This is a genomic window from Candidatus Limnocylindrales bacterium, from assembly GCA_035559535.1.
In the GTDB taxonomy this organism is placed as follows: Bacteria; Moduliflexota; Moduliflexia; order Moduliflexales; family JAUQPW01; genus JAUQPW01.
The window spans coordinates 165,425-191,895 of sequence record DATMBG010000058.1; the positions used below are offsets into that span (position 1 = coordinate 165,425).

General features: G+C 46.4%; 23 protein-coding genes. 9 read left to right on the plus strand and 14 right to left on the minus strand.

All coding sequences use genetic code 11. The features are described from left to right. Positions 1-140: 140 nt before the first annotated feature. Positions 141-752 (plus strand): hypothetical protein, encoded by a 612-nt coding sequence (locus tag VNM22_22340; protein HWP49910.1) that lies wholly within the window; start codon positions 141-143, stop codon positions 750-752. 15 nt (positions 753-767) lie between these two features. Beyond that, positions 768-2,915 (plus strand): FG-GAP-like repeat-containing protein, encoded by a 2,148-nt coding sequence (locus tag VNM22_22345; GenBank protein HWP49911.1) that lies wholly within the window; start codon positions 768-770, stop codon positions 2,913-2,915. Between the two features lie 87 nt (positions 2,916-3,002). On the opposite strand, the gene VNM22_22350 is transcribed toward VNM22_22345, so the two are convergent. The 3 genes from VNM22_22350 to VNM22_22360 form a co-directional block, all read right to left on the minus strand. Next, the gene (locus VNM22_22350; GenBank protein HWP49912.1) at positions 3,003-3,860 is read right to left on the minus strand and encodes an ABC transporter permease; all 858 of its coding nucleotides are present in this window, start codon (positions 3,858-3,860) and stop codon (positions 3,003-3,005) included. Further along, positions 3,853-4,728: an ABC transporter permease gene (locus VNM22_22355; GenBank protein ID HWP49913.1), complete on the minus strand. Its 876-nt coding sequence runs from the start codon at positions 4,726-4,728 to the stop codon at positions 3,853-3,855. The genes VNM22_22350 and VNM22_22355 overlap by 8 nt, the downstream gene beginning before the upstream one ends. A gap of 90 nt (positions 4,729-4,818) precedes the next feature. Further along, positions 4,819-5,910, minus strand: coding sequence for an ABC transporter ATP-binding protein (locus VNM22_22360; protein HWP49914.1), 1,092 nt, complete (start codon positions 5,908-5,910; stop codon positions 4,819-4,821). 276 nt (positions 5,911-6,186) lie between these two features. Here VNM22_22360 and VNM22_22365 point away from each other — a divergent pair, with 276 nt between their 5' ends. The 5 genes from VNM22_22365 (at position 6,187) to VNM22_22385 (ending at position 11,495) form a co-directional block, all read left to right on the plus strand. Further along, positions 6,187-7,065: a xanthine dehydrogenase family protein subunit M gene (locus VNM22_22365; GenBank protein ID HWP49915.1), complete on the plus strand. Its 879-nt coding sequence runs from the start codon at positions 6,187-6,189 to the stop codon at positions 7,063-7,065. A gap of 77 nt (positions 7,066-7,142) precedes the next feature. Then, on the plus strand, positions 7,143-7,628 hold the full coding sequence (locus VNM22_22370; protein ID HWP49916.1) for a (2Fe-2S)-binding protein: 486 nt from the start codon (positions 7,143-7,145) through the stop codon (positions 7,626-7,628). 508 nt (positions 7,629-8,136) lie between these two features. Then, positions 8,137-8,463, plus strand: a complete 327-nt coding sequence (locus VNM22_22375) for a toll/interleukin-1 receptor domain-containing protein (protein HWP49917.1) — start codon at positions 8,137-8,139, stop codon at positions 8,461-8,463. Between the two features lie 274 nt (positions 8,464-8,737). Continuing rightward, complete coding sequence (locus tag VNM22_22380) at positions 8,738-11,041, plus strand: xanthine dehydrogenase family protein molybdopterin-binding subunit (GenBank protein ID HWP49918.1); 2,304 nt, start codon at positions 8,738-8,740, stop codon at positions 11,039-11,041. A gap of 178 nt (positions 11,042-11,219) precedes the next feature. Next, positions 11,220-11,495, plus strand: coding sequence for a MoaD/ThiS family protein (locus VNM22_22385; GenBank protein ID HWP49919.1), 276 nt, complete (start codon positions 11,220-11,222; stop codon positions 11,493-11,495). Between the two features lie 84 nt (positions 11,496-11,579). Here VNM22_22385 and VNM22_22390 read toward each other — a convergent pair whose 3' ends face one another. Continuing rightward, complete coding sequence (locus tag VNM22_22390) at positions 11,580-11,834, minus strand: hypothetical protein (protein ID HWP49920.1); 255 nt, start codon at positions 11,832-11,834, stop codon at positions 11,580-11,582. Then, positions 11,827-13,635, minus strand: coding sequence for a hydantoinase B/oxoprolinase family protein (locus VNM22_22395; protein HWP49921.1), 1,809 nt, complete (start codon positions 13,633-13,635; stop codon positions 11,827-11,829). The genes VNM22_22390 and VNM22_22395 overlap by 8 nt, the downstream gene beginning before the upstream one ends. Positions 13,636-14,465: 830 nt before the next feature. Between VNM22_22395 and VNM22_22400 the strand changes: the two genes are divergently transcribed. Together VNM22_22400 and VNM22_22405 are read left to right on the plus strand one after the other, a co-directional pair. Beyond that, positions 14,466-14,909, plus strand: coding sequence for a PPOX class F420-dependent oxidoreductase (locus VNM22_22400; GenBank protein HWP49922.1), 444 nt, complete (start codon positions 14,466-14,468; stop codon positions 14,907-14,909). 21 nt (positions 14,910-14,930) lie between these two features. Further along, entirely contained in the window at positions 14,931-15,350 is a 420-nt protein-coding gene (locus tag VNM22_22405; protein HWP49923.1) for a hypothetical protein, read from the plus strand. Positions 15,351-15,395: 45 nt separating this feature from the next. On the opposite strand, the gene VNM22_22410 is transcribed toward VNM22_22405, so the two are convergent. From VNM22_22410 to VNM22_22450, 9 genes are all read right to left on the minus strand, one after another. Then, on the minus strand, positions 15,396-16,592 hold the full coding sequence (locus tag VNM22_22410) for an amidohydrolase (GenBank protein HWP49924.1): 1,197 nt from the start codon (positions 16,590-16,592) through the stop codon (positions 15,396-15,398). A 91-nt stretch (positions 16,593-16,683) separates the two neighbouring features. Beyond that, the gene (locus tag VNM22_22415; protein ID HWP49925.1) at positions 16,684-17,883 is read right to left on the minus strand and encodes a pyridoxal phosphate-dependent aminotransferase; all 1,200 of its coding nucleotides are present in this window, start codon (positions 17,881-17,883) and stop codon (positions 16,684-16,686) included. A 200-nt stretch (positions 17,884-18,083) separates the two neighbouring features. Then, positions 18,084-20,384 carry a patatin-like phospholipase family protein gene (locus VNM22_22420; protein ID HWP49926.1) on the minus strand — a complete coding sequence of 767 codons (2,301 nt, stop codon included), beginning with the start codon at positions 20,382-20,384 and terminating at the stop codon, positions 18,084-18,086. Between the two features lie 21 nt (positions 20,385-20,405). After that, positions 20,406-20,684 (minus strand): acylphosphatase, encoded by a 279-nt coding sequence (locus tag VNM22_22425; GenBank protein ID HWP49927.1) that lies wholly within the window; start codon positions 20,682-20,684, stop codon positions 20,406-20,408. 93 nt (positions 20,685-20,777) lie between these two features. Further along, the gene (locus VNM22_22430; GenBank protein ID HWP49928.1) at positions 20,778-21,812 is read right to left on the minus strand and encodes a ThiF family adenylyltransferase; all 1,035 of its coding nucleotides are present in this window, start codon (positions 21,810-21,812) and stop codon (positions 20,778-20,780) included. Between the two features lie 17 nt (positions 21,813-21,829). Then, positions 21,830-22,351, minus strand: a complete 522-nt coding sequence (gene def, locus VNM22_22435) for a peptide deformylase (protein ID HWP49929.1) — start codon at positions 22,349-22,351, stop codon at positions 21,830-21,832. A 76-nt stretch (positions 22,352-22,427) separates the two neighbouring features. Then, on the minus strand, positions 22,428-23,489 hold the full coding sequence (rtcA, locus tag VNM22_22440) for an RNA 3'-terminal phosphate cyclase (GenBank protein HWP49930.1): 1,062 nt from the start codon (positions 23,487-23,489) through the stop codon (positions 22,428-22,430). A gap of 82 nt (positions 23,490-23,571) precedes the next feature. Further along, complete coding sequence (locus tag VNM22_22445; GenBank protein HWP49931.1) at positions 23,572-24,648, minus strand: DUF362 domain-containing protein; 1,077 nt, start codon at positions 24,646-24,648, stop codon at positions 23,572-23,574. A 126-nt stretch (positions 24,649-24,774) separates the two neighbouring features. Continuing rightward, complete coding sequence (locus tag VNM22_22450) at positions 24,775-25,941, minus strand: aminotransferase class I/II-fold pyridoxal phosphate-dependent enzyme (GenBank protein ID HWP49932.1); 1,167 nt, start codon at positions 25,939-25,941, stop codon at positions 24,775-24,777. Positions 25,942-26,471: the final 530 nt, after the last annotated feature.

The following is a 26,471-nucleotide window of genomic DNA, read 5'->3' on the forward strand; positions in this document are numbered from 1 at the left end:
CTTCAGGTCTTCAGATGGTAAAAAATTTACCTTAAATAGATTTTATGCCAGATAGAGGGGAAAGATCTTAAGTGTTCCTGCAGGGAATTGAAAGGCTATCAAAACGATGTAGGCGGTAAAAGAAGATTTTGTTGTTTGTTATGAAAGATCAAAAAGTTTATAGGTTCCTAAAGCGTTGGGTGAGCTGTAGAGTTGGTGGGGTCATCGTTTTTTTTAATATTTTATCCTACCCGGCCTTTGCCGTTACTATACTTCCCATGAGTTTGGTCGAGATGATTGACCGGGCGGATAAGATTTTTGTGGGTATCTGCCTGTCTGTTCAACCAGATTCCATTATTCTGGAACAGACCCCCTTACCGGTTACTACCTATACCTTTGAAGTCATAGAACCCCTCAAGGGGACTTTGCCCAAGAAAATAACCTTCAGCCAAGTAGGAGTAAATGCCAGCTCAGACCTGGCGATTTCGCAATCCATTCCGGGGAAACCGGTTCGTATCCCTTTTCATATTCCTGGTATGCCGACATATCATCCGGGAGAAGAGGTTTTACTTTTCCTGAGTGGAGAGAGTAGAATCGGGTTAACTTCTCCGGTAGGCCTTCTCCAGGGTGCTTTTTTTGCCAGGAAGGATAAAATCTCCGGCAAAAAGTTCCTTGTAAACGGGATTCAAAACGCAGGGCTTATGCCGGGCCATGAGGGTCCCTGGCCCTTTGAGGACCTTTTAGCCCAGATTCGAGCCAACCTGAAAAAATAGAGGCCTGAAAGTCCCATGTCCGAAATCCAAAATTCCATCCCAACCAAATCCGGTGTATTGGTTTTAGTGATGGGTTTATGGGTTCTACCTATCCCCTTAGCCTATGCCGGCGGACCCATGATTTTTAACACTGCCGGTGTACCCTATAGGTGGAACACGCAGAATTCGATTCCCTACCGAACGGATTTAGGGAATTTGGGCTCTTTAAGTAATGCCACCGCAACAAATCTGGTTGATATGGTTTTTCAAAGGTGGGCGGCGGTCTCTACAGCTACTTTATCTTTTACTCGGGTCGGTAACATCTTTCATCCTTCTACCCAACAACCCACCGATGTTAACAGATCGAATTTCCCTATTTTTTTATCTTCAAACAGTCCCCTGGGGGAGAATATTGTGGTTTTTGATGCAGATGGAAAAATTTTTGACACGCTCTTTGGGGTTAACTCGGGTATATTAGGATTTGCAGGACCCACCTGGCTTGAAGGAGATAATATTGTTGAGGGACAGGTTTTTCTCAACGGGGCCTATCTGGACGGAAATTCATCCAACGGAGAAGTGTCTCAGGTGGAGTTTGAGGCGGTTATTTTCCATGAGTTAGGGCACTTCAACAATCTGGACCATGCCCAAATCAATGGATTCAAGTACAAGGCAGGCTTGGCGCCGGCCCCTTCGGTTGAGACTATGTTCCCTGTTCTTTTAACCGTTGAGCAGAGATTTCCTGCTAAAGATGATGAAGTCGCCTTATCGTCACTTTACCCGACCTCCTCCTTTACTTCAACCACAGGAACTATTACCGGGACCATTTTTAATCTGACTCCCGGGGGAAAGATGGCGTTTACCGGAGCGAACGTTATCGCCAGAAACGTTGCTGATCCCTGGAATGATGCAGTTTCCCAAGTTTCTGGAGCCACAAAAATTCCTGCCGGGGTTTATACCCTGAGCGGACTAACACCGGGAGCCAGCTATACTGTTGAAATTCAACCGATTGATCCATCTTTTACCCAGGGTTCCAGTGTAGGTCCTTTAGATCCTCCGGTTCCGTTACCGGGTCCTTCAGAATTTTATAATGGCTCCAACGAATCCAGCACCGACCCTCCGGATAATCCCAAGGATTATACAACCATACAGGTTTCAGCCGGAGTTGTTGTAAGTGGAGTGGATATTTTGATTAATACGGGAATCCCACAACCCGGTCTTACCCCTACGCCGGTTCCCACGGCGACTTCAAAACCACCCTCTGGAGCAACACCGACCCCAACGGTAACGCCAACTCCGGTGGGCACGTCGGAACCTCCTATACCGGAACCCACTCCAACCCCGGTCCCAACTCCCATAACTCCTCCTGCAAATCCAACCTCAACTCCCATAGCCTGGGGAAGTCCTGGGGATATTCCCTTACCGGGGGATTACGACGGAGATCATAAAGCAGATGTAGCCGTGTGGCAACCCATTACGGGCATTTGGTACCTTCTTATGAGTGGAAATAACAGTCCTTTTACTCAGTTCTGGGGTTTAAGAGGTGATAAGCCTGTACCGGGGGATTATGATGGAGATAAGCGGACAGATCTGGCAGTTTGGCGGCCTTCCACAGGAACCTGGTATATCCAGAACTTCCAGGGTGGGGTTCGGATGGAGGTGTTGGGAAGATCTTCCGATATTCCGGTTCCTGGAGATTACGATGGAGATGGAATAGACGATATAGTTCTTTTCAGACCTTCCTTGGGGGGATGGGGTATAAAACCTTCCGGTGGAGGGGGTCTCCTCCAGGTACAGTGGGGGTTACCTGGAGATATTCCGGTTCCGGCAGACTATGATGGGGATGGAAAGATCGATATTGCCGTCTGGCGGCCCAGTAATGGAACCTGGTATATTCTCCTCTCCAGAGGAGGTTCCGAAATCATTGCCTGGGGTCTAAAGGGAGATATACCGGTTCCGGCAGATTATGATGGGGATGGGATGACAGATCTAGGGGTCTGGCGACCCGGTGATGGAAGCTGGTACCTTCTCTTCTCAAAGGGGGGCTATCGTATAACCCCCTGGGGACAGAACCAGGATATTCCGGTTCCGGCAGACTATGATGGGGATGGAAAAGCAGACCTGGCTTATTGGCGGCCTTCCACGGGAAGCTGGTTTATTCTCCCATCTTCCACAGGAGGTCCTTAAGATAAGGGCTATTTCTGGATAGAAATACCACCTAACTAAACGGCAGGAGCAGCCCCTGAAAGGCCTCCTTTTCAAATAGAAAAGATTTTACTTCCTTTGAAGTTTCTCGGCCAGGGTGACCAAAATAAACGATATTACCAGTACCAGGGTACTAATAGCGTTTACCACGGGCGAAACCCCTAATTTGACCATGGAATAAATTTGAACCGGCAATGGGGTTGCGCCAACTCCCGCCGTAAAAAAAGAGATTACAAAGTCGTCGAAGGATAAAGTAAAGGCCAAAAGGGCCGCAGCCACAAGACCCGGCGAAAGTAAAGGAAGGGTAACCTTAAAAAAGGTCGTTACTTCATCGGCCCCTAAATCCATGGCGGCCTCTTCCAAAGTTCGATCTAAACCTTGAAGACGCGCTCGAACAACCACCATGACAAAGGAGATGTTGAATGCTACATGGGCGATGATGATGGAGGCCATCCCTAATTGAAATTTGATCAAAACAAAAAACAGGGTCAGGGAAATGCCCATAACAATATCCGGAATAATAATTGGGAGATAGAGCACACCCTCCAGAATTCTCTTTCCTTTAAAGGAATACCGGTACATCGCCCAGGCCGTAAGGGTTCCGATTACAAGGGAAATGGCCGTAGAAACCAGCGCCACAATAAGGCTCACCTTAAGAGCCTCTAGAATCTTTGTGTCCTCAAAGAGCTTGATATACCAGTCTAGCGTAAATCCTTTCCAGACCACATTGAACCTGGAGTTATTAAAAGAAAAAACTATGAGAATCAGAATGGGGGTATAGAGAAAAAGGTATCCCAACCCGGTAACCCAATCCAGCCAGGAGCTATTGGAATGTGGAGACGCGGGAGCCCGGAGACGCGGGAGCCCGGAGACGCGGGGACGCGGGGCGGTGGGGAGGTGGAGATACTGGGAAGGCGGATTATTCATATTCCTTTGTCACTCTTAAGTAGATAAACACGGAAATAAGGACCAGAATCATCAGAACCAGGGAGATTGCCGAGCCGAAAGGCCAATCCCGTGCGGGACCGAATTGATTCTGGATAAGACTTCCCATCATCATGGTTTTGGCTCCACCTAATAAGTCGGGGGTCACAAAGGCTGCTACAGAAGGTATAAAAACCAGAATAGACCCGGCGATAACTCCCGGAAGGGTCAACGGAAGGGTTACCTTTAAAAATCGCCAAAACGGAGTCGCCCCCAGGTCTTCCGCAGCTTCCAAAAGGGTTTTATCCAGTTTTTCAATAGAAGCATACAGCGGAAGGACCATAAAGGGGAGAAAGCCATAGACCATCCCCACTAAAACAGCTCCTTCAGTATAGAGCAATTTTAAAGGTTCCCGGACGATATGAAACTTCAGCAGCAACTGATTGATGAGACCAGTATCTCGAAGCAGTAGCATCCAGGCATAGGTCCGAATCAGGAAACTGGTCCAGAAAGGTAAAATGATGAGAACCAAAAGGGTATTTTTCCATTTCTTACCGGCAAAGGCGATTCGATAGGCGATAGGGTAACCGGTTACCAAACATATCCCAGTTGTCATCAGAGCCAGTTTGAAGGATCTGATCAGGATGGTCAGATAAAGGGGATCCAGAAACCTGCGATAATTCTCCAGGGTAAACTGGTATAGAATTCCTCCATAGGGACCTTTTTGGAGGAAACTGTAAAGAAAGATAATAAGCAGGGGAACCAGAAAAAAAACACCCAGCCAAAACAAGGAAGGACCCAGTAAGCTCAACAGGCTCAAGGAAGGATGATGGTTGAAAAAGACGAGGAGTTGGTGTCTGAATCTTTTCATTTCATTAAAATACAATATCTTGCGGTGTGGAGACCTGATATCCAGGACGCGGGATCAAAAGAGCCCTCTCTGTATCCCCGTATCCTCTACTTAGTCTTTCAAAATGATACTATCTTCCGGTTTCCACGAGATCCAGACCTTATCCCCTACTGTCCAGGGCCCGCTTTGACTTTCTCGATCTCCTTTTTGCAACAACACCGTAACTTTTTGAGTATAAGAAAGCGATACAATGAAATGGGTAGCATTTCCTGTATAAATCTTTCGTTCGATAAAACCGGGGAATTGGTTTTCACCATTTTTAGAAGACATTTCCGACCTCAGCCACATTCTTTCCGGTCGGACCGAAAAATGAACTTTCTCCCCGATTTTCAACTGATCCTCTTTGGGTAGCTTCACAATAAGTCCATCTTCTGTTTCCACTTCCAGTCTTTGCCCGGTATTACCAGTGATTTTCCCTTTGAAGAAATTTGATATTCCGATAAAATCGGCCACAAATCGGGTTTTAGGATATTCATAGATCTCTTCAGGAGATCCCAGTTGCTCAAGTCGTCCTTGATTCAGGACGGCGATCCGATCCGACATGGTTAGGGCTTCTTCTTGATCATGGGTCACATAAATAAAAGTAATTCCAACCTGGTGTTGAAGGTTTTTTAACTCTAGCTGCATTTCTTTTCTCAATTTGAGATCCAAGGCCCCTAGAGGTTCATCGAGGAGTAACACCTGTGGCTTAAGCACAATGGCACGTGCCAGTGCCACTCGCTGCTGTTGCCCACCACTTAATTGTTTCGGATACCTATGATCAAGACCTGTTAATTGCACCAGCTCCAAGGCTTCTGCCACCCGTTGACGGATTTCTGTACGGGGTAATTTTTTGCGTTCCAGACCGAAGGCGATATTCTCGGCTACGGTCAGATGAGGAAATAAAGCATAATTCTGAAATACGGTATTGACATTCCTTTCATACGGCCGCTTATGATTCACAATCTGGTTATTGATGAGGATCTCGCCTTCGGTAGGGATTTCAAAGCCGGCAATGAGGCGTAGGGTGGTGGTTTTACCGCATCCACTAGGTCCTAAAAGGGAAAAAAACTCACCTTTATGGACCTGTAAAGAGAGGTTATCCACAGCGGTTGTGCGGTCAAACCGCTTGGTGACATTCCTTAATTCGACATCTATAACCATCCTTTTTTATCTGGCTTGTTCCATTTAGGACCCATAAAACAGGTATCCTTTATAAAGTTGGAATTTACTGGGTAAACCCATGAAGGTAAGCCGAATTTTACACATATAATTGGTTTTAAAACTTTACAAGTCAAGGATAAATTTTACCAGGATATTATTTTACCCAATTCATAGATCTTCAAATATCATTTGACGCAACCGGAGCTTTTTACTAATTTAATTAGAGTACAGGACTTGTTTACTAACCAAAACCTTAACGGAAAGGAGGATCTGTTCTTGCAAGCATTCGATTATGCTTCCGCGCGGACAGTGGACGAAGCAGTTTCTTTACTTGCTCAACACGGAGAGAGGGCGCGTATTCTCGCGGGTGGAACCGACATTATCGTTCAGGTTCGAGAAGGGCGTCGTTCCGTAGATCTTTTGCTTGATATTAAGAAGATACCAGAGGTTAATCAATTATCCTATGATCCGATTAATGGTTTGCGCATTGGTGCGGCGGTTCCCTGCTATAAGATTTATGAGCAAGCAGAGATCGCCACGGCATATCCCGGGTTAATCGATGCCGTGTCGTTGATCGGGGGCATACAAATCCAGGGGAGGGCTACTTTAGGGGGAAATTTATGTAACGCCTCTCCGGCGGCGGATACAATTCCGGCACTTATTGTACTCCAGGCCACCTGTCTTATTGCAGGGCCCCAGGGAACCCGAGAGGTTCCCGTCGAACGGTTTTGTACCGGCCCCGGAAGGACGATCCTTCAAAGGGGTGAATTTCTCCTTTCCTTTCATCTTCCTCCTCCACAGAAGCATTCCGGTGCCCGCTATCTCCGTTTCATTCCAAGAAATGAAATGGATATCGCCGTGGTCGGTGTAGGGGCATCGGCGGTATTGAATGAGGCTCATACCCGATTTGTTTCAGCCCGCATAGCTTTGGGAGCCGTTGCCCCCACGCCACTTTTGGCAGTTGAGGCGGGGGAGATTCTGGCCGGGAAAGAGATTTCAGAAGAAAACATCCAGCGGGCTGCTGAAGCAGCTCAAGCCATAGCCCGTCCCATCAGTGATATGCGAGGAACCGCAGCGTATAGACGACATCTGGTCGGTGTATTAACTCGTCGTGCACTCCAGGGAGCTATTCAACGAGCAAAGAAGGAGGCGTGAAATAATTGTTCAGAAGTCAGAATCCCAGCTTAGAATTCAGGATGCCCTCTGACTTCTGAGTCGTTACGATATCGGGAATGTCTAAAAAAGTGCAAGTACAGGCGCGAATTAATGGGGAAGAAGTAGAATTTCTCTGTGAACCTCGTCAGAGCCTGTTAGAAGTACTCCGAGATGAACTGGGTCTTACGGGAAGCAAAGAAGGCTGTAATAACGGGAATTGTGGGGCCTGCAATGTCATCATGGATGGTGTGCTGGTGAATTCCTGCCTGGTCTTGGGAGTAGAAATCCAGGGAAAAGAAATCACCACCATCGAAGGGCTGGCCGGACCCGAGAAGTTGCACCCCCTACAGCAGAAATTTCTGGAATATGCGGCTCTACAATGTGGAATTTGTACGCCGGGCTTCATTGTTGCGTCCAAAGCGCTCCTGGATAAAAATCCACACCCTACCGAACAAGAAGTAAGGTATTGGTTAGCGGGGAATCTGTGTCGATGTACCGGTTACGATAAAATTGTCCGGGCCGTTTTAGCTGCCGCTGAAGTCGACCATGAAGGAAGAAGATGAGGGGTTCTAAGGATCGTAGGTTTCCTATGCATCAAGTTAAGGATGAGACCTGGGGCCTACATACCCTCTGACCTCCTTCCCAACATGGGAGTGGAGAATCGGTCGTCGCTAGACCCCTGGGTTCTCCCCTTCCCTTGAAGGAAAGGAGAGGGGGAGAGGGTTAGGTTTGAAAAAATACCCTTGAAAGAAGGGGGGTGTTCAGGCCGAAAATAAGGCTTTTCCCTTTCTTAGCTGGATGCGTGTACCGTATAGCTTACCCGTTTCCGGTTGAAGAAACTATGCAGGGGAACATGAAAGACCCTTTCGCATTTCATCGATAAAGTAAGTAAGAATGAAGAAGCCTGTAAGTCCATTTGCCTCGGGAAATGGTGTGAAATTTAGGTCTGCTGAAAATTTTTATTACGTTATACCAGTCAAACCCAGAAGGCAGTTCTAAAGTACATCCGAGTCTAGGAGGTATAAGAGCATCCATTTGGATTTATCTGGGTAACATAAGAGGGATGATTTTATGGGAAGGGAAAAAGTCACGGAAGCCATCAAAAGATGCAAAGTGTTTATCCTTATGCTCTCAAAAGTGTCGATTAAATCCCCGCATGTGATTAATGGAGTAGCCCAGGCCATAGAATTCGGTAAACCTATTCTACCGGTTTATTTAGAACCCGTCGAGATCCCAGAACCCTTACAGACTTATCTGATAGGTACACAGCCTATCAAACTTTATCAAGGAAATGAGAAGGAGAATTTTCAGGCCATGCTAGAGGCCCTGGCTCGGTTAGGAGTAAACATGGGAGATCTGGAAAAACCCGAAGAGGGGACGGCCTTGCTGGTGGGTTAACGTGGAAAACAGAGAAAAACCTTACCCTTAAAAGGAGTGACGGGAGCCGAAGGCCGGAGCGAAGCAAAGGGGACCAGATACCCTCTAGACTTGAAGGGATGGCTTCACAAAGCCCCCGGAGGTATCGGAGGGTTCAGAACGACAACCTGATGGATCAAGGTTAACTTTTAGGGACCAGATTGTATGATCGTAATTACCTGTAGGAAAACCCAAAACCTTTGGTAAGACTGAATCCTGGTAAAAGGTTATTCTGTTAAAGAGGAGGAAACAGGTCATGTCTAAATTAGAAAATCCTATCCAAGAGGAACTATCCAAGGAAAAACCGAAATATAAGGTTATAGGTACGCGTCCTATTCGTCACGATGGGACCGATAAGGTTACAGGAAGGGCCATTTATGGGGCCGATGTAAAAATATCCGGGTTATTGCATGGTAAAATTCTAAGGAGCCCGCACGCCCATGCTCGTATTCGATCCATTGATGTAAGTCGGGCCCTGGCATTACCCGGGGTTAAAGCCGTAGTAACAGCACAAGATCTGCCTCCGGTTGCCGATAAGATCGAGGAACTTGGAGAAGGAGCCGTTAATATAAAATATTTGCAGGAAAATATCCTGGCCCGGGAGAAAGTCCTCTATAAAGGTCATGCTGTGGCCGGAGTTGCAGCCATCAATCCGCATATTGCCGAAGAAGCTTTAGCTCTGATTGAGGTAGATTATGAGGTACTCCCTCCGGTGTTGGAGGTTCGGCAGGCTATGAAAGAAGATGCTCCCTTATTACATCCAGACCTGAAAACCAAGTCCCTGGGTGAGAAAACCGATAAAGTCAGCAATATTGCCCAGCATGTCCAATATAAGTTAGGAGATCCCGAGAAGGGATTCCAGGAAGCAGATCTTGTGATAGAAAGGGAGTTTACCACCTCTACCGTACACCAGGGATATATTGAGCCGCATAACGCCACAGCCCTGTGGAACGCCGATGGCAATCTGACCGTTTGGTGCAGTACCCAGGGGGCCTTCATGGCGCAAAAGCAACTTTCCGATGTTCTACAAATACCGGTTTCCAAGATCAAGGTAATTCCGGCGGAGATTGGCGGTGGATTTGGGGGCAAGATCCCGATTTATCTGGAACCCGTTGCCGCTCTACTTTCTCGAAAGACCGGTCGTCCGGTCAAGATAGTCATGAGTCGGACTGAAGTATTTGAAGGGACGGGCCCCACCCCGGCTTCCTATATTAAGGTCAAGATGGGAGTCAAGCGGAATGGACGCATTGTAGCCGCTCAGGCCTACCTGGCTTATGAAGCCGGAGCTTACCCTGGATCTCCTATAAATCCTGGCTGTATGTGTATTTTCGCTCCGTATAACATCCCCAACGTGTTGATCGATGGATACGATGTGGTTGTAAACAAGCCAAAAACCGCGGCTTATAGAGCTCCGGGGGCTACCAACGCTGCATTTGCCAGCGAGACGGTGATTGATGAGATTTGTGAGCAACTGGGGATGGATCCCCTGCAATTTCGTCTGTTAAATGGGGCGAAAGAGGGGGATCGTAAAGCCGACGGTTTACCTTATCCCCGAATCGGGTATCTGGAAACAGTGGAAGCTGCCATGAAGCACGAGCATTATCAAACTCCCCTGAAAGGACCGAACCGGGGAAGGGGCGTGGCTTCGGGTTATTGGTTTAATGTGGGTCTTCAGTCCAGTGCCATTATCAGTGTTAATGCCGATGGTACCGTAAGTCTGGTAGAAGGATCTACAGATATCGGAGGTACCCGTGCTTCTGTTGCCATGCAGGCCGCTGAGGTGTTGGGGATTGCAGCCGAAGATGTTCGCCCCGTGGTGGGAGATACAGATTCCGTAGGCTATACCGATGTAACCGGGGGAAGTCGGGTCACTTTTGCGACGGGATGGGCAGCCTATGAAGCTGCACAGGATGTTAAGCGACAGATGATAGAACGGGCCGCGAAAATTTGGGGGGTTTCCCCGGAAGAAGTCACCTTTGTTGAGGGGGTCTTTCAGTTGAGTAAAGATCCCGAGAAACGCATGACCTTTAAGGAACTGGCCGCCCAATTATCCAAAACCGGTGGACCGGTTGTAGGTCGAGCTACCGTGGCCCCTCGTGGGGTAGGAGGAGCCTTTGCCACCCACATCGTAGATGTTGAAGTAGATCCGGAAACCGGAAAAGTCCAGATTCTCCGTTATACGGCTGTCCAGGATGCCGGAAAGGCGATCCATCCCAGTTACGTGGAAGGGCAGATGCAGGGCGGTGTAGCCCAGGGAATTGGCTGGGCCCTTAATGAGGAGTACTTCTATACCCCGGATGGACGGATGGCCAATGCCAGTTTCCTCGATTATCGTATGCCAACCTGTTTGGATCTTCCCATGATTGATACAGTGATTGTGGAAGTTCCTAATCCTGGGCACCCCTTTGGGGTCCGAGGCGTCGGTGAAGTACCTATTGTTCCTCCGGCTGCCGCCATAGCTAACGCCATTTATCGGGCCGTGGGAGTCCGAATGCGGCATCTCCCCATGTCCCCTGGTCGGGTCCTGGAAGAAATCTTGAAGAAAAATCAGAAATCGTAGGAGTCAGAAGCCGGGGTCAGAAGTCTGAATATTCTGAACCCCGGTTTCTGACCTCTACGGTTAATCTGCCTTTCATAAGGTAATCTATCCTGGCGAGGAACCCTTGGACAGAACCTGTGAAGTATTCAGAGGCTCGCCAGGATAGATTACTCGTTTGATTACAAATTCGTAGAAAGAAATGGCTACAGTATGGATTCCCTCGCTCATGCGGTCGCTCACCCATGGAGTGGAAAAAGTGACCGTATCCGGCTCTACCTTGGGAGAAGTACTGGACAATCTGGATAAGGCTTATCCCGGTCTGAAAAATCGCCTTTGGGAAGAAGGCCGGATTACTCCTCATGTTACAGTGGTCATAGATGGAGAAATGGGTATTCAGGGATTGTGGTATCCCGTACAGGAACACAGTGAGATTCACTTTCTTCCGGTTATCAGTGGGGGGGTTGACCTGGATTAAGGATTCTTAAGTTTATTCGATGGCTTCGTCAACCTTCAAGCAAAGTCCCGGAAGTACTTCCGACGTAATCCTGTCTCCGGTTCCCTATAATCCCAACCGTTCCCATCCATTGAATGAGAGTTTCAAGATTTCTAGAGTCCTGGCCTCGGAAGATACCAGCCAACATTCTCGAACATCTATCCAGGCATAATCCTTGAGCTTTTTTTCAGCATCCGCTCGGATGTTAGAGGGTGGGAGGATTTTGTATCTCTGTTTTATTTCCGGCATTTCAAGATATTCTTCGTAGGTTATGTCTTTTGTTTTAAGAGACCTGAGAAATTCTTTACCTTCTTTAAACATTTTCTTCAAAGGCTAAAAAATAATGCCGCATCTGGGAAGTTTTACTTACATCCAGTTCCAGAGAGTCCTTTTGAAAAAACACCCCATACTCCCGCATGGCTTGTTCTCGGGTGATATAGCCCCCTTTGACGTCCCGTATGATCAACCGGATGGATCGAACAAAAGGACTTCCATAACCGCCGCCTCCTGGAGTTTCCAGATGGATTATATCTCCGGCTTGTAGGGGTATATCCTCTTCAGAGATAAGATAAATCACAGAAGGTGTGGCAAATTTGCTCAAAACGGGAGGGACTTTACCTTCAGAGGCTTCTAACCCGTATATATAGTGGGTTCCTCGAATCTGGAGGACGTACCGACTGCCGGACCCACTCCAACCATTGGCTGCCCCGAAGGGGCGACTGACTCCTCTACCTCCCAGAATGGAAAAGAAGGCCTGACCTCGCCGTAGGGTAAACGTGCAAACTACTCCAAAACCCCCTCGAAATCGCCCGGCTCCGGCAGAACCTTCCCGGATTTTATATTCTTGAAACAGAAAGGGATATCGGGTCTCCAGAACTTCCAGAGAGGGGAGACGGTGAAGGCCTACCAGGGGTGAGCCGTTGGTCAACCCGTCGGCCTGGTTACTGCCGCCATATCCGCCATGCAGGGATCCCGTGAATTTGTAGCTTCCGTGGACGGGGTCTTGACCATACAAAGAAAAACTGGTCCCAGTGGAGAAAGATCCGGCTATGGCCCGACCCGGAGCAGCTTGATGAAAAACTCCAAAAATGACATCTATAATTCGCTGGGATATTTCCAGGACCGAAGCAGATACCGGCTTTGGAAAAGGAGCATTGAGAAAGGTCTCCTTTGGAACGATAAACTGGAAAGGCTTAAAACTTCCGGCACTCAGCGGGATGTCCGGATAAATATGTTTTAGGGCGAGATAGCAAGAAGACAGAGTCGTAGGTAGCGTGCTGTTGAAAGGTCCATCGGATGGAGGGTCACTTTCGGAGAAATCCAGGCAGGCCCCTACGTCTGTTACCTGGAACTTCAAGGAGATTTTCAGAGGTTTACCGTCGGGTTGATCTCTATCCAGATAATCCGAGAATGTGTAAACCCCCTTGGGAATATCCTGGAGATATCGCCGCATCTCTAACTCGCTCCGGCGTTGGAGTTCCAGGATACTTTCCTGAACGGCCTTCAAACCATACCGATCTAAAAGTCGGGTTAAGCGTTGAGTTCCCATCTGAAGTGCCTGGATTTGAGCCTGGAGATCTCCCAAAAGGATTTTGGGAAATCGACTATTCCCCAGAAGAATTTTCAAAATATTGGAGTCGGGTTGATCTTCTGAACCAAATTTTACCAATGGGAATCGAACTCCTTCCTGATAAATATCCTGGACTCGGGGAGAGAACCCGGTGGGGCTTCGACTCCCCATATCCAGGTGCTGACCTATGTTGGCCAAAAAGGCAAAACGATGCCCTTGATAAAAATAAGGTTTGATCAGGGCGATGTGATTTAGGCTGAGGCTACCACTGTAGGGATCGTTGCAGAGGTAGATATCCCCTTCGGCTATGGAAGTTTCTTGCTCTAAAAGTTGCTGGATTGTGGTTTCAAGTGCTCCGGTATAAAGCGGATATCCCCGGCTCCCCTGAACCAGTAAATCCCCAGAACTTCCCGCATAGAGTCCAGAGGCACGATTTTGGCTTTCGGAAATAGCCGGAGAAAAAGCAAATCGCTCAAACCACGTGTCCATTTCCTCGGCAATTTGCTCTAAACCCCCTTTAATAATCACTAAAGTTAAAGGATTAAGGCCCATGTGTGAACGTATAAAAAGTAAATTGTAAAATATAAATTCCCTTCTTTACATTTTACAAAATATATATTATATATGATGAAAGGTGGGGTACCTTATCTCTGCATAACAAGATTTTCTGTAAGCCATTATTGCGAAGAACGAGAGCGACGAAGTAATCTTTCAGGTTCTGGAAAGATCTCCTGGATTGTTTCGCTCCTGTCGTTGCTCGCAATGATCTACAGAAGAAAATGTTATGCCGGGTTAAAAGGGCTACCTCCCTAGAATTAAAAAAAGCTAGCATACCTTTCAAAAAGGTAGTATATTAGTAAATTAGGCTACACTAGTTAGCAAGGAGGGTTAGGTCATTTCAGGTAATATTTATTCCTTTGCCGATTTATTTCAACCTAAAAATGGGTTGACGGCAAGGAATTAAATTCTATGAAAGGATTATCGTGGCTAATATATACATTAAAGTAAACGGGAGTTTCCCTAAAGCATTACAGGAATTTAAAAGACGATCCGGATTCATTCTCCGGGAATACAAAGAGAGTCAGTATTTTGTACCGGCTTCGGTAAAAAGACAGCTCAAGCGGAAACGGAAGCTGAAAAAAAGTAGAGAGTATTCTCGCTAAATTCCTTTTCCGCCCCCTCTATAGAGGGGGTTATTTTTTCTCTCCTGGGTAAATCTTTTCCTGTTTGAGTCCTCTGGGTTTCTTGTAAATTTCTTTCCTTATAGGTTCCCTGATAATTTGATTGACTTTATTTCTCGGGCGGGATATCCTGTTATTTTGTTAATAAACTTAAGGGTTTTAGTCGATTTTAACGAAATTTGTTTTAAACGGGGGAACATCATGCCGGCTTTAACAAAAGAACAGCTTAATGAGTTTTTAATGAAGGGAAACCTGATTGCAAAATTAGCGACCCTTAAAGAGGACGGTGCGCCGTACGTAAACCCTGTTTGGTATGAGTATGATGGGCAGTATATCTATATTATCGGGAGGGCTCGGGCTCAATTCGTCCATAATATTCGGAAAGATCCCCGGGTTGCAGTTTGTATAGATACCCCTACCCCGCCCCATACCCGTGTTCTCATAGAGGGAAAAGCGGAGATCATCGACAAGGACTGGGTCGAAATGGGATACCGGATGGCCCGACGTTACCGGGGGGAGGTGGAAGGTCCCAAGTATATTGAAAAAACCCTTAACAGACCTCGGGCCATGATTCGAATCACTCCTGAAAAAATCACCTCCTGGACCGGTCCAGAATGGCATCGGCGTTATTTTGATCCTGAATAAAAATGAGGAAGGAGGCCTTTTATGCGTTTTAATCTCTTTCCAACGTTTTACAGGCTGAGCGTTTTAACCCTGCTTGTGTTTCTTCTGTCCGGGTGTGTATCTACAAAGGGTAAACCCATTCCAAAGGATTCGGTCGTAAAAATCCAGAAAGGGATTACAACCAAAACGGATATTCTTGAACAATTTGGGGCTCCTGACGAGATTTTATATTCTCCCCGAGGGGAAGAAATATTTATCTACAGGTATTCAGAAAAGCTCGACTTGCATGCAGGTCAGGCGGTAGGAGTTATTCTCCGGAGGGATGTTCCCGGTTTAGGAACCCTGGTAGACCTGGGAACCCGTCGAGTTTCTGAAAAAGAGGATCGACTCATGGTTTTTTTAGATGATAAGGGCATTGTTCAAAATATCGGATTTACCCATGAGACGGGTAAAGGGAAATAATGAATTTAGGAGTTCCATAGTCCCGCAGGAATTCCTGTTCCGGCTTTAAAATCGGTCTTGACTCAGATACTTCACCGCTGCATAGGCTACGGTTTTAACTCCGGTAACCAGGGCTTCCTCGTCGAAATCAAAGTAGGGAGAATGAAGGGGATGGATATGTCCTTTTTCAGGGTTGTGAACTCCGATTTTGATAAAAGTTCCCGGAATGGTCTGACAAAAGGCCCCAAAGTCTTCTCCCGTCATATGCGGATGGGGAAGACGTAATACCTGATCATCTCCCAAGATTTCACGGGAAGCTTCTTCGACCAGTTGGGTCAGAGCCGGTTCGTTAAGGGTAGGGGCTACGCCAAGGAGATAGGTAAACTCATATGTGGCTCCCAGCGCCTCTGTTACGCCTTTCACAATCCTTTCGATTCTTTCTCTGACATAGGTCCGGGTTTCCGGTAAAAGGGTTCGAACGGTTCCCCGGAGTTCCACTTCATTGGCAATAATATTGTGTCGGGTACCTCCGTGAACAAGCCCAATGCTAACCACGACCGGATCCAGGGGATCGGTCATGCGACTGGCGATAAGTTGAATCATATTGATAATCTGGGAAGCAATGACAATGGGATCAATGGTCATATGGGGCAGGGCGGCATGACCTCCCTTACCGATAATCTTGAGAGAAAAGGAGTCTGAGGCAGCCATGGAAGGGCCGTAATTCAATCCAATCTGGCCTAATCGGATAGGGGCCGGCCACATATGGACTCCCAGGATGGCCGAAACTTTTGGGTTTGTCAAAACCCCGTCTTGAATCATCCCTGCAGCTCCTTTCCCACCGGCTTCCTCGGCAGGTTGAAAGATAAATTTAACGTTTCCAGGAATCTCATTCCGCAGGCTATGAAGAACCCGGGCAGCTCCCAGGATAATGGTAGAATGGCCATCATGTCCACAGGCGTGCATGACGCCCTTATGCTTAGAGGTATAGGAAGTTTGGTTCCTTTCTTCGACCGGAAGGGCATCCATATCTCCCCGAAGTCCAATGACTTTATCTTCTGAATTTCCTTTGAGTAAAGCCACTACCCCTGTTTTACCCACTCCTGTCTGAACTTCCAGTCCCATATCTCTTAAAGCCCGGGCAATTTTTTCCGATGTGCGGACTTCTTCAAAAGATAACTCCGGGTATTGATGCAAATCCCGACGAAACTCCGTCAAAAAACTTTTAATCTCCTCAGCCTTCTTGCTGATTTTTTCTTTCATGGGTCTATTTAACCACGAAGAACCCCAAACGCTTCCACAAGTATTGAACCACAGAAAACAGGAAGTAAAGCATTCTTGAGGTTTTCGTGACTTAGGGTTTGTTTGTTCTCTTAAACTTCTTCAGAGCCTCCACCATACGCTGCATTCCTGTTTCTATGTTTTCATAGGAATTGGCATAGGAAATTCGGATATAACCTTCTCCGTAAGTACCAAAGAAAGTTCCGGCAGTTAAGGCCACATGGGCCTCATATAAGAGGTATTTAGCCAGGTCTGCCGATGGAACGCCGTAGCTTTTAATCGAAGGAAACACGTAAAAAGCTCCCTGGGGGCGAACACAGGTTATTTCTGGAATCTGACTGAGATACTCCAGGACCATCAGCCGTCTCCGATCAAACTCCTTGACCATGGCATACATAGGTTCCTGGGGGCCTCGTAGTGCCTGGACGGCACCCTTCTGGGCGAAGGAGGTAGCACAGACGGTACAATATTGATGAACCCGGATCATGGCTCCGATCAATTCCTTGGGGGCAGCGACATAACCTAACCGCCAGCCGGTCATGGAATAAGCTTTAGAAAAACCGTTGATGGTGATGGTTCGTTCTTTCATACCGGGAAAACTCCCGATACTATAGTGCCTGGTTCCTTCATAGACCAGTTTCTCATAAATTTCATCGGATAATACCAGGAGGTCTTTTTGCCGGGCAAAATCGGCAAGCTGCTCCAACTCTTCTTTGCTCAAAACGACCCCTGTAGGATTGTGGGGACTGGTGATCAGCATGGCCTTGGTTCTGGGGGTTACAAGAGCCTCCATATCCTCTATCCGCGGTTTAAATCCATGCTCTTCGGTCAGGGGAATGGAAATCGGATTTGCTCCAACCAGCCTGATACAATGCTGATAACTGGTCCAGGCCGGATCTGGGATAAGAATCTCATCTCCAGGATCCAGGGTAGCCCATAAAGCCATGAGAATTCCCTCGATGGTCCCGACTGTAACGATTATCTCGGTATTCGGATCTACCTCCAGGCCGTTGTCTACCCGAAGTTTTTCCGCAATGGCCTCCCGTAATTCGGGAATTCCATAATTGGAGGTATAATGAACCCAGCCCTGATCCAGGGCATCCTTGGCGGCCTGCTTAATGTGAACCGGGGTATCAAAATCCGGTCTTCCTATTTCCATGTGAATAACCTGCTTCCCCTGCTTCTCTAATTTAGCTACTTCTTCGCCCACCGAACGGATAGCTTGAAAGGGAATATGATCCATCCGCCTGGCTATACGGGATCTTGTAATCATTTTGATCTATCTCCTTGAATAAGGTAGAAGTATGGGAGTATGGGGGTATGGGAGTAAATTTTCCCGCACTTCGACACTTCCACACTTCTTACTTCCGCACTTCCACACTCCCATACTCCCACACTTCCATACTTCTACACTTCCCCCTTTGAGTAAGTAAATATTTTTTCTCTGTTCCCTCAGTCAAAGAGTCCAAACGTTTAGAACGGGAATCCTGCCGAGAAGTAAACCTGCCGTCTTCCCTCATCTCCAATCCCGAAATCCAGATAAATCGGACCAATTATGGTATCCAGTGCAAAACCGAAACTTCCTCCGTAACGGAGCCTGAGATTATTCTCTAAATCGTCCAGGGAGTCCCAAACATTTCCGGTGTTAAAAACCAGAGTTGCATAAGCACCTCTTCCCAGCCCCAGAGGGAGATCGAGTAATTTATAACGGTAGCCAAGTCTCAGAATAGCGATTTGATCCCCCCGAAGTTCTTCCCGCTCATACCCCATAAAGGAATCAGGTCCGCCAAAAAGATAATCCTCATAGGTGGGAAGATCGGTACCGAAGGAGGTCCCTAATTGGACTCCTACCGAGAAATGGTTTTTAGGGAAAGGAGAAAAAAACTTGGAATAATTAAAAGAAAGCCGATGGAAATTCGGGTCACCACCCAAGGATTTATTTGCAAAGTCGTAGATAAGATGGAAGATACTTCCAGAATTCGGGAAAGGGAATTGATCCAGTGTATCTGCCTGGGAACTTAGAGAAATCATCGCTACATTCTCTCGGAATTCCGGAAGGTCTGGACCTCCTACATCTACGGTAAAGTCTTCTCGCTTCCATTGATATCGAGAAGTAATCTCTCCCAGGTTTTTGAAGATGTTTCCGGCTACAAATTCAAACCCTTTAGCCCGATCTGTAAATTGACCCAGACGCCTTTGATTTTCAAAAATAAGCTGAAAATCATCTTTATAAAAGATTCGAGGATTGATAAAAAATCCAGAGTTAAACAGCCCATATCGGAAATACGAACTCTGAAAATTGAAAATGCTCCCAAATTGGACTTCTGTAGATAATTTAGAACTAGTTCCACCAAATCGGTTAAAGCTTAGATCTGCAATTCCTACTCCCTTATATTTATCGTCGTAACGAAATCCGAATCGCAGCAGGTTCGGTTCTCTTTCATTGATCTTGAGTTCTAAAATTTTTCCCCCACTTTTTCCTTCCTCCACATTCACCTTAACCGATTCAAAAAAACCGAACCCAAAGATTCTCCTGATTTTCTCCTGTAATTCCGTAAGCGATAACGTCTCTCCTTTTTGGATCTCCAGGGTTTTCATTAATTGCAACTCTTTGATTTTGACATCGCCTTCGATTCTTACCTCTTCAATTTTGATTTCGCTTCTAGGTCCGGTTTTTATTCTGGTGGATTGGGTAGGTGGGGGCTGATTAGACTGGTACTTTTTTAAGGAGTCTGCCAGGTCCCGCAGCCGTTGGATTTCCTTTCTGGCGGCTTCTTCGCCTTTTTCAATTAACAGACGAGCTTTGGTGAAATCAGACGCAGAATAATCCTTCAGATCTGGGGTGATCACAATATCTGCAAGGGCTAATTGTTGTTCTGTCGAATGGGCTATTTGCAAAGAAATGGCTTGATCGATAATTGCAAAGAAAGATTGGAGATCTTCTTTTTTTCTCAGGGGTGTCGAGACATTCACGGCAATGACCTTATCTGCGCCCATATTTTTAACCACATCCACCGGAACGTTTTTGACAAGTCCGCCGTCTACCAGGAGTTTATCTCCCCATTCTACCGGGGTAAAAACCAGGGGAACCGCAATACTCGCCCGCATCGCTTCTGGCAGCGATAGCTGACTCCCGTCCAGAAGAACTTCAGCACCGGTGACAATATCGGTGGCAACGGCCCGGTAGGGGATTTTAAGGTCGTCGAAATTTGTAATACCCGCAGCGGGGATAGTCAAAAGGGCCAGGAGGTTAGAGAGCTTCTGTCCAGCAGATAAACCACTGGGGATCTGGAGCTTATATCCTTTAAATCCGATCTCCAGAAGGTATTTGGAGACCTCTTTTTTCTGCTCGAAAAAAAGGGTTTTTCGGGGCGGGTTATCACGGAAGGCATCTTGCCAATTCATGGTCACCGCCAGGCGGGCAAGTTCTTCCGGTGAGTATCCCAGGGCGTATAGACCTCCCATGACACTCCCCATACTGGTTCCTGCAATTCGATCTATGGGAATTCCTACTTCCTCTAATACTTTTAAAACCCCGATATGGGCAAAACCCCGGGCCCCTCCCCCACTTAGGGCAAGACCTATTTTAGGCCGAGGAGAACTTAACTCCCCGGGTCCCTTTTCATTCTTGAAAGGAGACCCGGTTTCCTTTTCCTGGGTTAAGGAAGGTTTGGGCGAGGAGTTATCTATCTGGCCTTTAGCCGAAAGGCAAAAGGTAAAGGGTAAAAGGTAAAAGGTAAAAATAGCAAAGCAGCGAAATAGACAATTATTCAAGTCTGAAATGGATTTTTGTAATCAAAAGGTAATATCAAACTGTTTAAACTCTCCGGTATATTTCTCATTTTGCACATTAATCCGCTCCACCACAGATCCCGGAGGGCCTTTTTGGCACCATTTTATAAATTGAGCAATAGCCTCTTCTTCCCCTTCAGCTACAGCTTCTACACGTCCATCTCGAAGGTTTCTAACCCAGCCGGTTAAACCTAAACTCCGGGCTTTGTGGAGGGCACTGGCCCGATAACCAACACCCTGAACGTATCCTTCAATATAAAGATGTACCCGAGCTTTGGACATAGTATAGATGTCTGAGAATAGGAGGAAATAAAGGTAGGAAAGCAGAGAGGTTCTCACGCTTTATTTTCATACTTCCATGCCTTCCTGCTCTTATTATATCCCGATGTACCTGGCATAAAGTCCTTTTGCGACGAGCGGGTCTTTGACCCCTTTGATAATGCTTCGGCCATCAGGAAATAGGGTCATTTCGAATCCGTTAACTTTAAATTTGAGGATGTAAGCATTATAGCTGACCTCACCCAGAGATTGAAGTTTTTGAGCCAGACTTTCAAACTGAATCTGTACAGGGGTTTTATGGCTAATTTGTACCGCATCACGACCGCAGAGAACCGTCATATAGGAACCTTCTTTTCCTTCCAGGAATTCAAAGTTACCTTGCTTACAGGTGGGACAGTTGGCGGCTTCCCTTGAATGAGAAATGTCGACCTTTGTAAAACTCCCCTCCCAGATATCAACCATGACGATTTCTTTCCGTAAGGCTTTCCAGTTTTGGGTTAGAATTTTTAACCCTTCCGTAACCTGAATCGAAGCAATGACATTTACAATCGGTGCAATAACTCCGGCTGTATCACACGTCGGGGTAGCTCCTGCCGGGGGAGCTGTTTCCAGCACACAACGCAGACAAGGAGTCTCATAGGGAATAATCGTCATGGAAAGACCATAACTACTTACACAAGCTCCATAAATCCAGGGAATTTTATGCTTTACACAGGCATCGTTGATCAGGTAGCGGGTTTCGAAGTTATCGGTCCCATCCATAACCAGGTCCGCACCTTCCAGGATACTTTCGATATTTGTGGGGTTAACGTCGGTTACCAGAGACTCGATTTGGATATGGGAGTTGATTTTCTCCAGTTTTCTTTGAGCAGCCACAGCTTTAGGAAGATTTTCTCGAACATCTTCTTCATCAAACAGAATTTGACGTTGGAGATTATTCTCTTCCACAAAATCCCGATCTACAATTTTTAGCCTTCCCACTCCGGCCCTGGCCAGGGAACTGGCTATAACCGTTCCTAAAGCACCGCAGCCGATGACGACCGCATAACTCTTCAGGAGCTTTCGCTGACCTTCTTCTCCGATTCCCGGGAAGAAGATCTGGCGAGAGTATCTTTCTAAATTTTTATCCATAAATTTGTTAACTTTATTTACAATTTCTTAGGTTCTTCCTTTTTGGCACGCTTTTTAAGCTTTCTTTTAATGAGATCTTGTTTAAGACGGCTGAGCCGATCTATAAACAAAATACCGTTCAAATGATCGATTTCATGTTGGATGACCCGGGCCAGGAAAGTATCGGTGGTAAAGCTAACCGGCTTTCCATTTTCATCTAAGGCTTCTACGGAGATTTTTTTAGCCCGGACGACTTCACCGGATATTTCGGGAATGCTTAAACATCCCTCCTCATCGGAAGTCGAACCCTCTGAGTGGGTTATAACCGGGTTAATGAGCTTCATCAACTTTGCCCCTTCATCCTTTGGGCTGGCATCCACCACAATAACCCGAAGCGAGACTCCGACTTGAGGAGCGGCTAAACCAACTCCCGGCGCCGCATACATGGTTTCAACCATATCATCCAACAGACGCCGAATAGAATCATCGATTTGTTCAACAGGTTTGGCTTTTTGTTTCAAAATAGGATCTGGATATTCTTTAATCTCTAAGATGGCCATTTTTATTGATTCAGATCTGATCAGGTAAAACGAAGTGTTATAGGGGTTTTATTTTAAAACGGAATAGCACTTCGCTTTACGTACCTGAACTTTCAAAACCAACTCCGGTTACGGTTACTTTACCGTATTTTCCTTTTTCTTCCTGAATTTGAAACTGAACCGGAAGAAATTTTTGGATGACCGCGACATTGGTAAAAAGATGTTGGGTTAGACGAGAAGTTGTAAATGCTGAGGTACCTTCTGCCAGAGCCATAAATAAAAGAACCTGATCGGCCAGGTGTTCATCTAGACATCCTTGCGTCTCATAATAATTTTTAAAAGCTTCATAAACTTCATCTACCATCTTCTCGGCAGGTTTTCCCAAAGCCCCCAGTGAAGAAAAACCTGCACACCCTCCCTCAAACTCGGCCAATAAAAAAACTGCACATCCTTTACCCAAACTGGGAACATGTTGCATTTCGATTTCAGGTTCTAAATCCAGGGTTTGAAACTTTTCTTGAAATCGCTTCTTTTGCCTTTCCAAGATGGAAGAGGGAAGATTGGATAAAATTAGAGATCCTCGAAGCCGTTTCAGGTTCCCTCTTGAGAGGCGTTGAAAACTTTTTAACTTTTTTACCGGCTTAATCTCCCCGGTAACCACCCCGCCGCCAATAGGGTACCAACCCCATCGGTTAATCTGGAAGGTGGCCTGACTACCCATCTGGGCCAGAGTCGGCAAAAATACTTCCTGAAAATAGTCAAAGGGAGGACTCCATTCGACGTGGGTTCCTCCTTTCAGAATTAGTTTAGCCCCTATAGGAGAAAAAAGCAAGGGTGGATAGATTGTCTGGAGGAGAAGCGTTATGGAACCTGCACTGGAAGTCTCCTCAGCCACATCAAAGGTATAGCTCCCCCCTTGAATCTCTCCTGGAATAAATTGGAGTCTCTGGGACTTTAACTCGGCTCCGGTTACAGAGGCCTTTGTAAAAGCTGCGGTAGCTTTTACTCCCGCTAGGTGTTGGGCTTTTAATCCCGGTGGCTTTCGATTGGCCCGGATATTTATGATCTCAAAGGGTTTTTTCAATAGGGCCGACAAAGCCAGGGAGGTTCGTAAGATCTGTCCACCCCCTTCACCCTGGGAACCATCGATCTGGATCATGGGTTAGGAAGTATGGGGAGAGGATATGGGAGCTTGCAAGGACTTTTCATACTTTCCTATTCTCCTATCCTTCCCCTACTTCTTAAACTTGATATTTCCGAAAGAGCTGGCCCCACTCGGTTTTCATAAAATGGTTAATTCGTCTTTTACCGATAGTCGGATACCAGAGAAAATCATGATAAATATTAGAGGCTATAGGGGCCCAAACCCAAAGAGGGGAGTGCAGGGCAATCTTTTTAAGGAACCGGAGTCCTCCCCTTCGAAGCATTTGATCCCCCCAGATAACCAGACTGCGACGGGTTTGAAAACCGAAATTAACCTGGGAGATATCTTCTCCTATCACCTGAATTTCCCGAGGATCTCCCACTCCTAAGCCTCGCTCATGGCACATTTGAATATAAGGGATGGACAAAGGATTAAATCCCATCATTTTTGCAGCCACTGCATCGATGGCCACCGAGTCACTACCAGCCAGGATATAATTTTTAATTTTTGGGATCATGGTTCGGGGCCCTGCACCATCTCCACAAACGGTTCCGTCCATAACGGTAAAAATTCCAGGATGGAGTTCCTGCTGCATGATCAGAAGATCTACCATGACTTCGTGGATGAACTCATGGGCGTAATGGCGGACTTCCTTCAAAAGCCCTCCAAACGCATTTTTGATAGATCCTGTAGTTATGGTATGCCCATGGGTTTTCAGGGTAGGTAGATGAAGAATACTTTTTCCAGGAAACATTTTGGGAATCAGAATACCCTCCGGAAAAATCTGGGGAAGCCTGAGGAGTTTACTTTTAAACGGGTAAATAACCCATTCTACTTCCGGCAAGGGAATAAACGGAAGTCCATATCGGCTTAAAATAGGCAACCATAGATTATTTTGCGCTCCCTGTCGAGGATTCGTAACTACCGTTTTGTTTTCTACCGGATGGAGTTTTTCTCGCTCATATCCGTCCTGTAAAAGGGTTTTAATGACCCCTTCAACTTGCCAGGGCTCCGAAGAGCAGGCCGGGAAGTATTTCGTCCAGGATAAATTCAATTTGATAAGAAGATCCTTATTTTTTGGTAAAGCTTTTTCATATTCGGCCAGTCGCATGAGCCGACCGTAATCCTCTAAAACGGTTTCAGGTCTGGTTTTAAGTACCACTACTTTACTCATAGTTCTGGATCAGGCGTCAGGAATCAGAAGCCGGGTTAAAAACATCCCTTATCTGGTTTATTTACCCCCTGGGTGATGATTTTTCAATTTCCCTCTGATTTCGGGCTTCTACTCTCTGCTTCCTGTTCATAAAATCTTTTTGATGGATCGAACGGCCTGGTGAATTCGTTTTTCATTTTCAACCAGGGCAAATCTTACATATTCATCTCCGTACTGGCCGAATCCAATCCCTGGAGAGACGGCCACTTTTGCTTCTTTGATCAGAAATTTTGCAAATTCCAGGGATCCTAAATGGATAAATTTAGGTGGAATTTTAGCCCAAACAAACATGGTCCCTTTGGGTTTTTCGATCGCCCAACCCGCCTTGTTCAATCCCTCTACCAGTACATCTCTGCGGTTTTTGTAAGTACGCACGATTTCTTCAACACAATCTTGAGGCCCGTTAAGGGCAATAATACTGGCAATTTGAATGGGTTGAAATACTCCATAATCCAGGTAGCTTTTAATACGTTTCAAAACTTGAATAATCTCCGAATTACCCACAGCAAAGCCAACCCGCCATCCCGCCATGCTATAGCTTTTAGAAAGAGAGAAAAATTCAACCCCTACCTCCTTCGCTCCCCGGACCTCCATCAGACTCGGAGCTCTATACCCGTCAAAGACAAGATCTGCATAGGCGAAATCATGGATCACAATAATATCATGGGCTTTGGCAAATTCTACTAACTCCTCAAAGAAAGGCCGCTCAACCGTGACGGTGGTCGGGTTATGGGGGAAACTCACGATAATAAGCTTCGGAAGGGGCCATGTCTGCTTGGTGGCCTCTAAAAGATTCTCCATAAAATCACTCCCCGAGGTCAAAGGGATACTCCTTAAATCTCCACCTGCAATGATAACGCTATAGGCGTGAATGGGATAGGTGGGCGTGGGGGCAAAAGCAACGTCTCCACGTCCCATCAAGGCAAGAACCAAATGGGAAAGTCCTTCCTTAACCCCAATGGTTGTAACGACCTCCGTATCGGGATCAAGTTCGACTTGATACCGTCGAGCATACCAGTCCGCAATGGCTTTTCTTAAATTGGGAATTCCGGCTGAAGCAGAATACCTATGATTTTTAGGATTGTAGGCTGCCTCACAAAGTTTGTCTACAATATGTTTAGGGGTCGGTAAATCGGGATTACCCATTCCCAGGTCTACAATATCCTCACCCTGCCGTCTGGCTTCCATTTTTAACTCATTTACAATGCTAAAAACATAGGGGGGTAATCGTTTAATACGAGCAAATTTTTCCATAAAGCCTCCTCTCAACGAACTGCTCATCGCTTACACGTAGGGTACATATATCATGATACTAAATAGCAGATCCCTTCTATTCTGTCAAGAAAGTCCTTCTCAGACAAGATCGAATGGATTTAGCAAACGAGTTTTTGAATGGTTAAACTTTTACGGATTTGAATTATCTATTTTATAAGGTTAATTCTGTGTAATTCCCTGTCCTCATCCCCCAACTCCCTCTCCCACGCTGGGGAAAGGGGGGCGAAGATATACGTACCAGAATAAGAAGGTTACCCAGCGGGGCAACCTAGGGGTAGCCCCTGGCTTACGCCAGGAGAAATGGGATAAAACCATCCTCTAAGCCCCGTTAGGGGCAACTTGTTTAACAGGACGCAATTAGGGAGCTTAAAAAATTCTGAATTTATGAATCCCCAACTTACATCGGGGGCTACCAACCGTTCGCCCCTAACAAGTCTTTTCAGCTTAACCCGGCATGTATAGGGGCTTGAGGTGAGGGCAAATGACCCTTTCAAATTTAAGTACCTAGT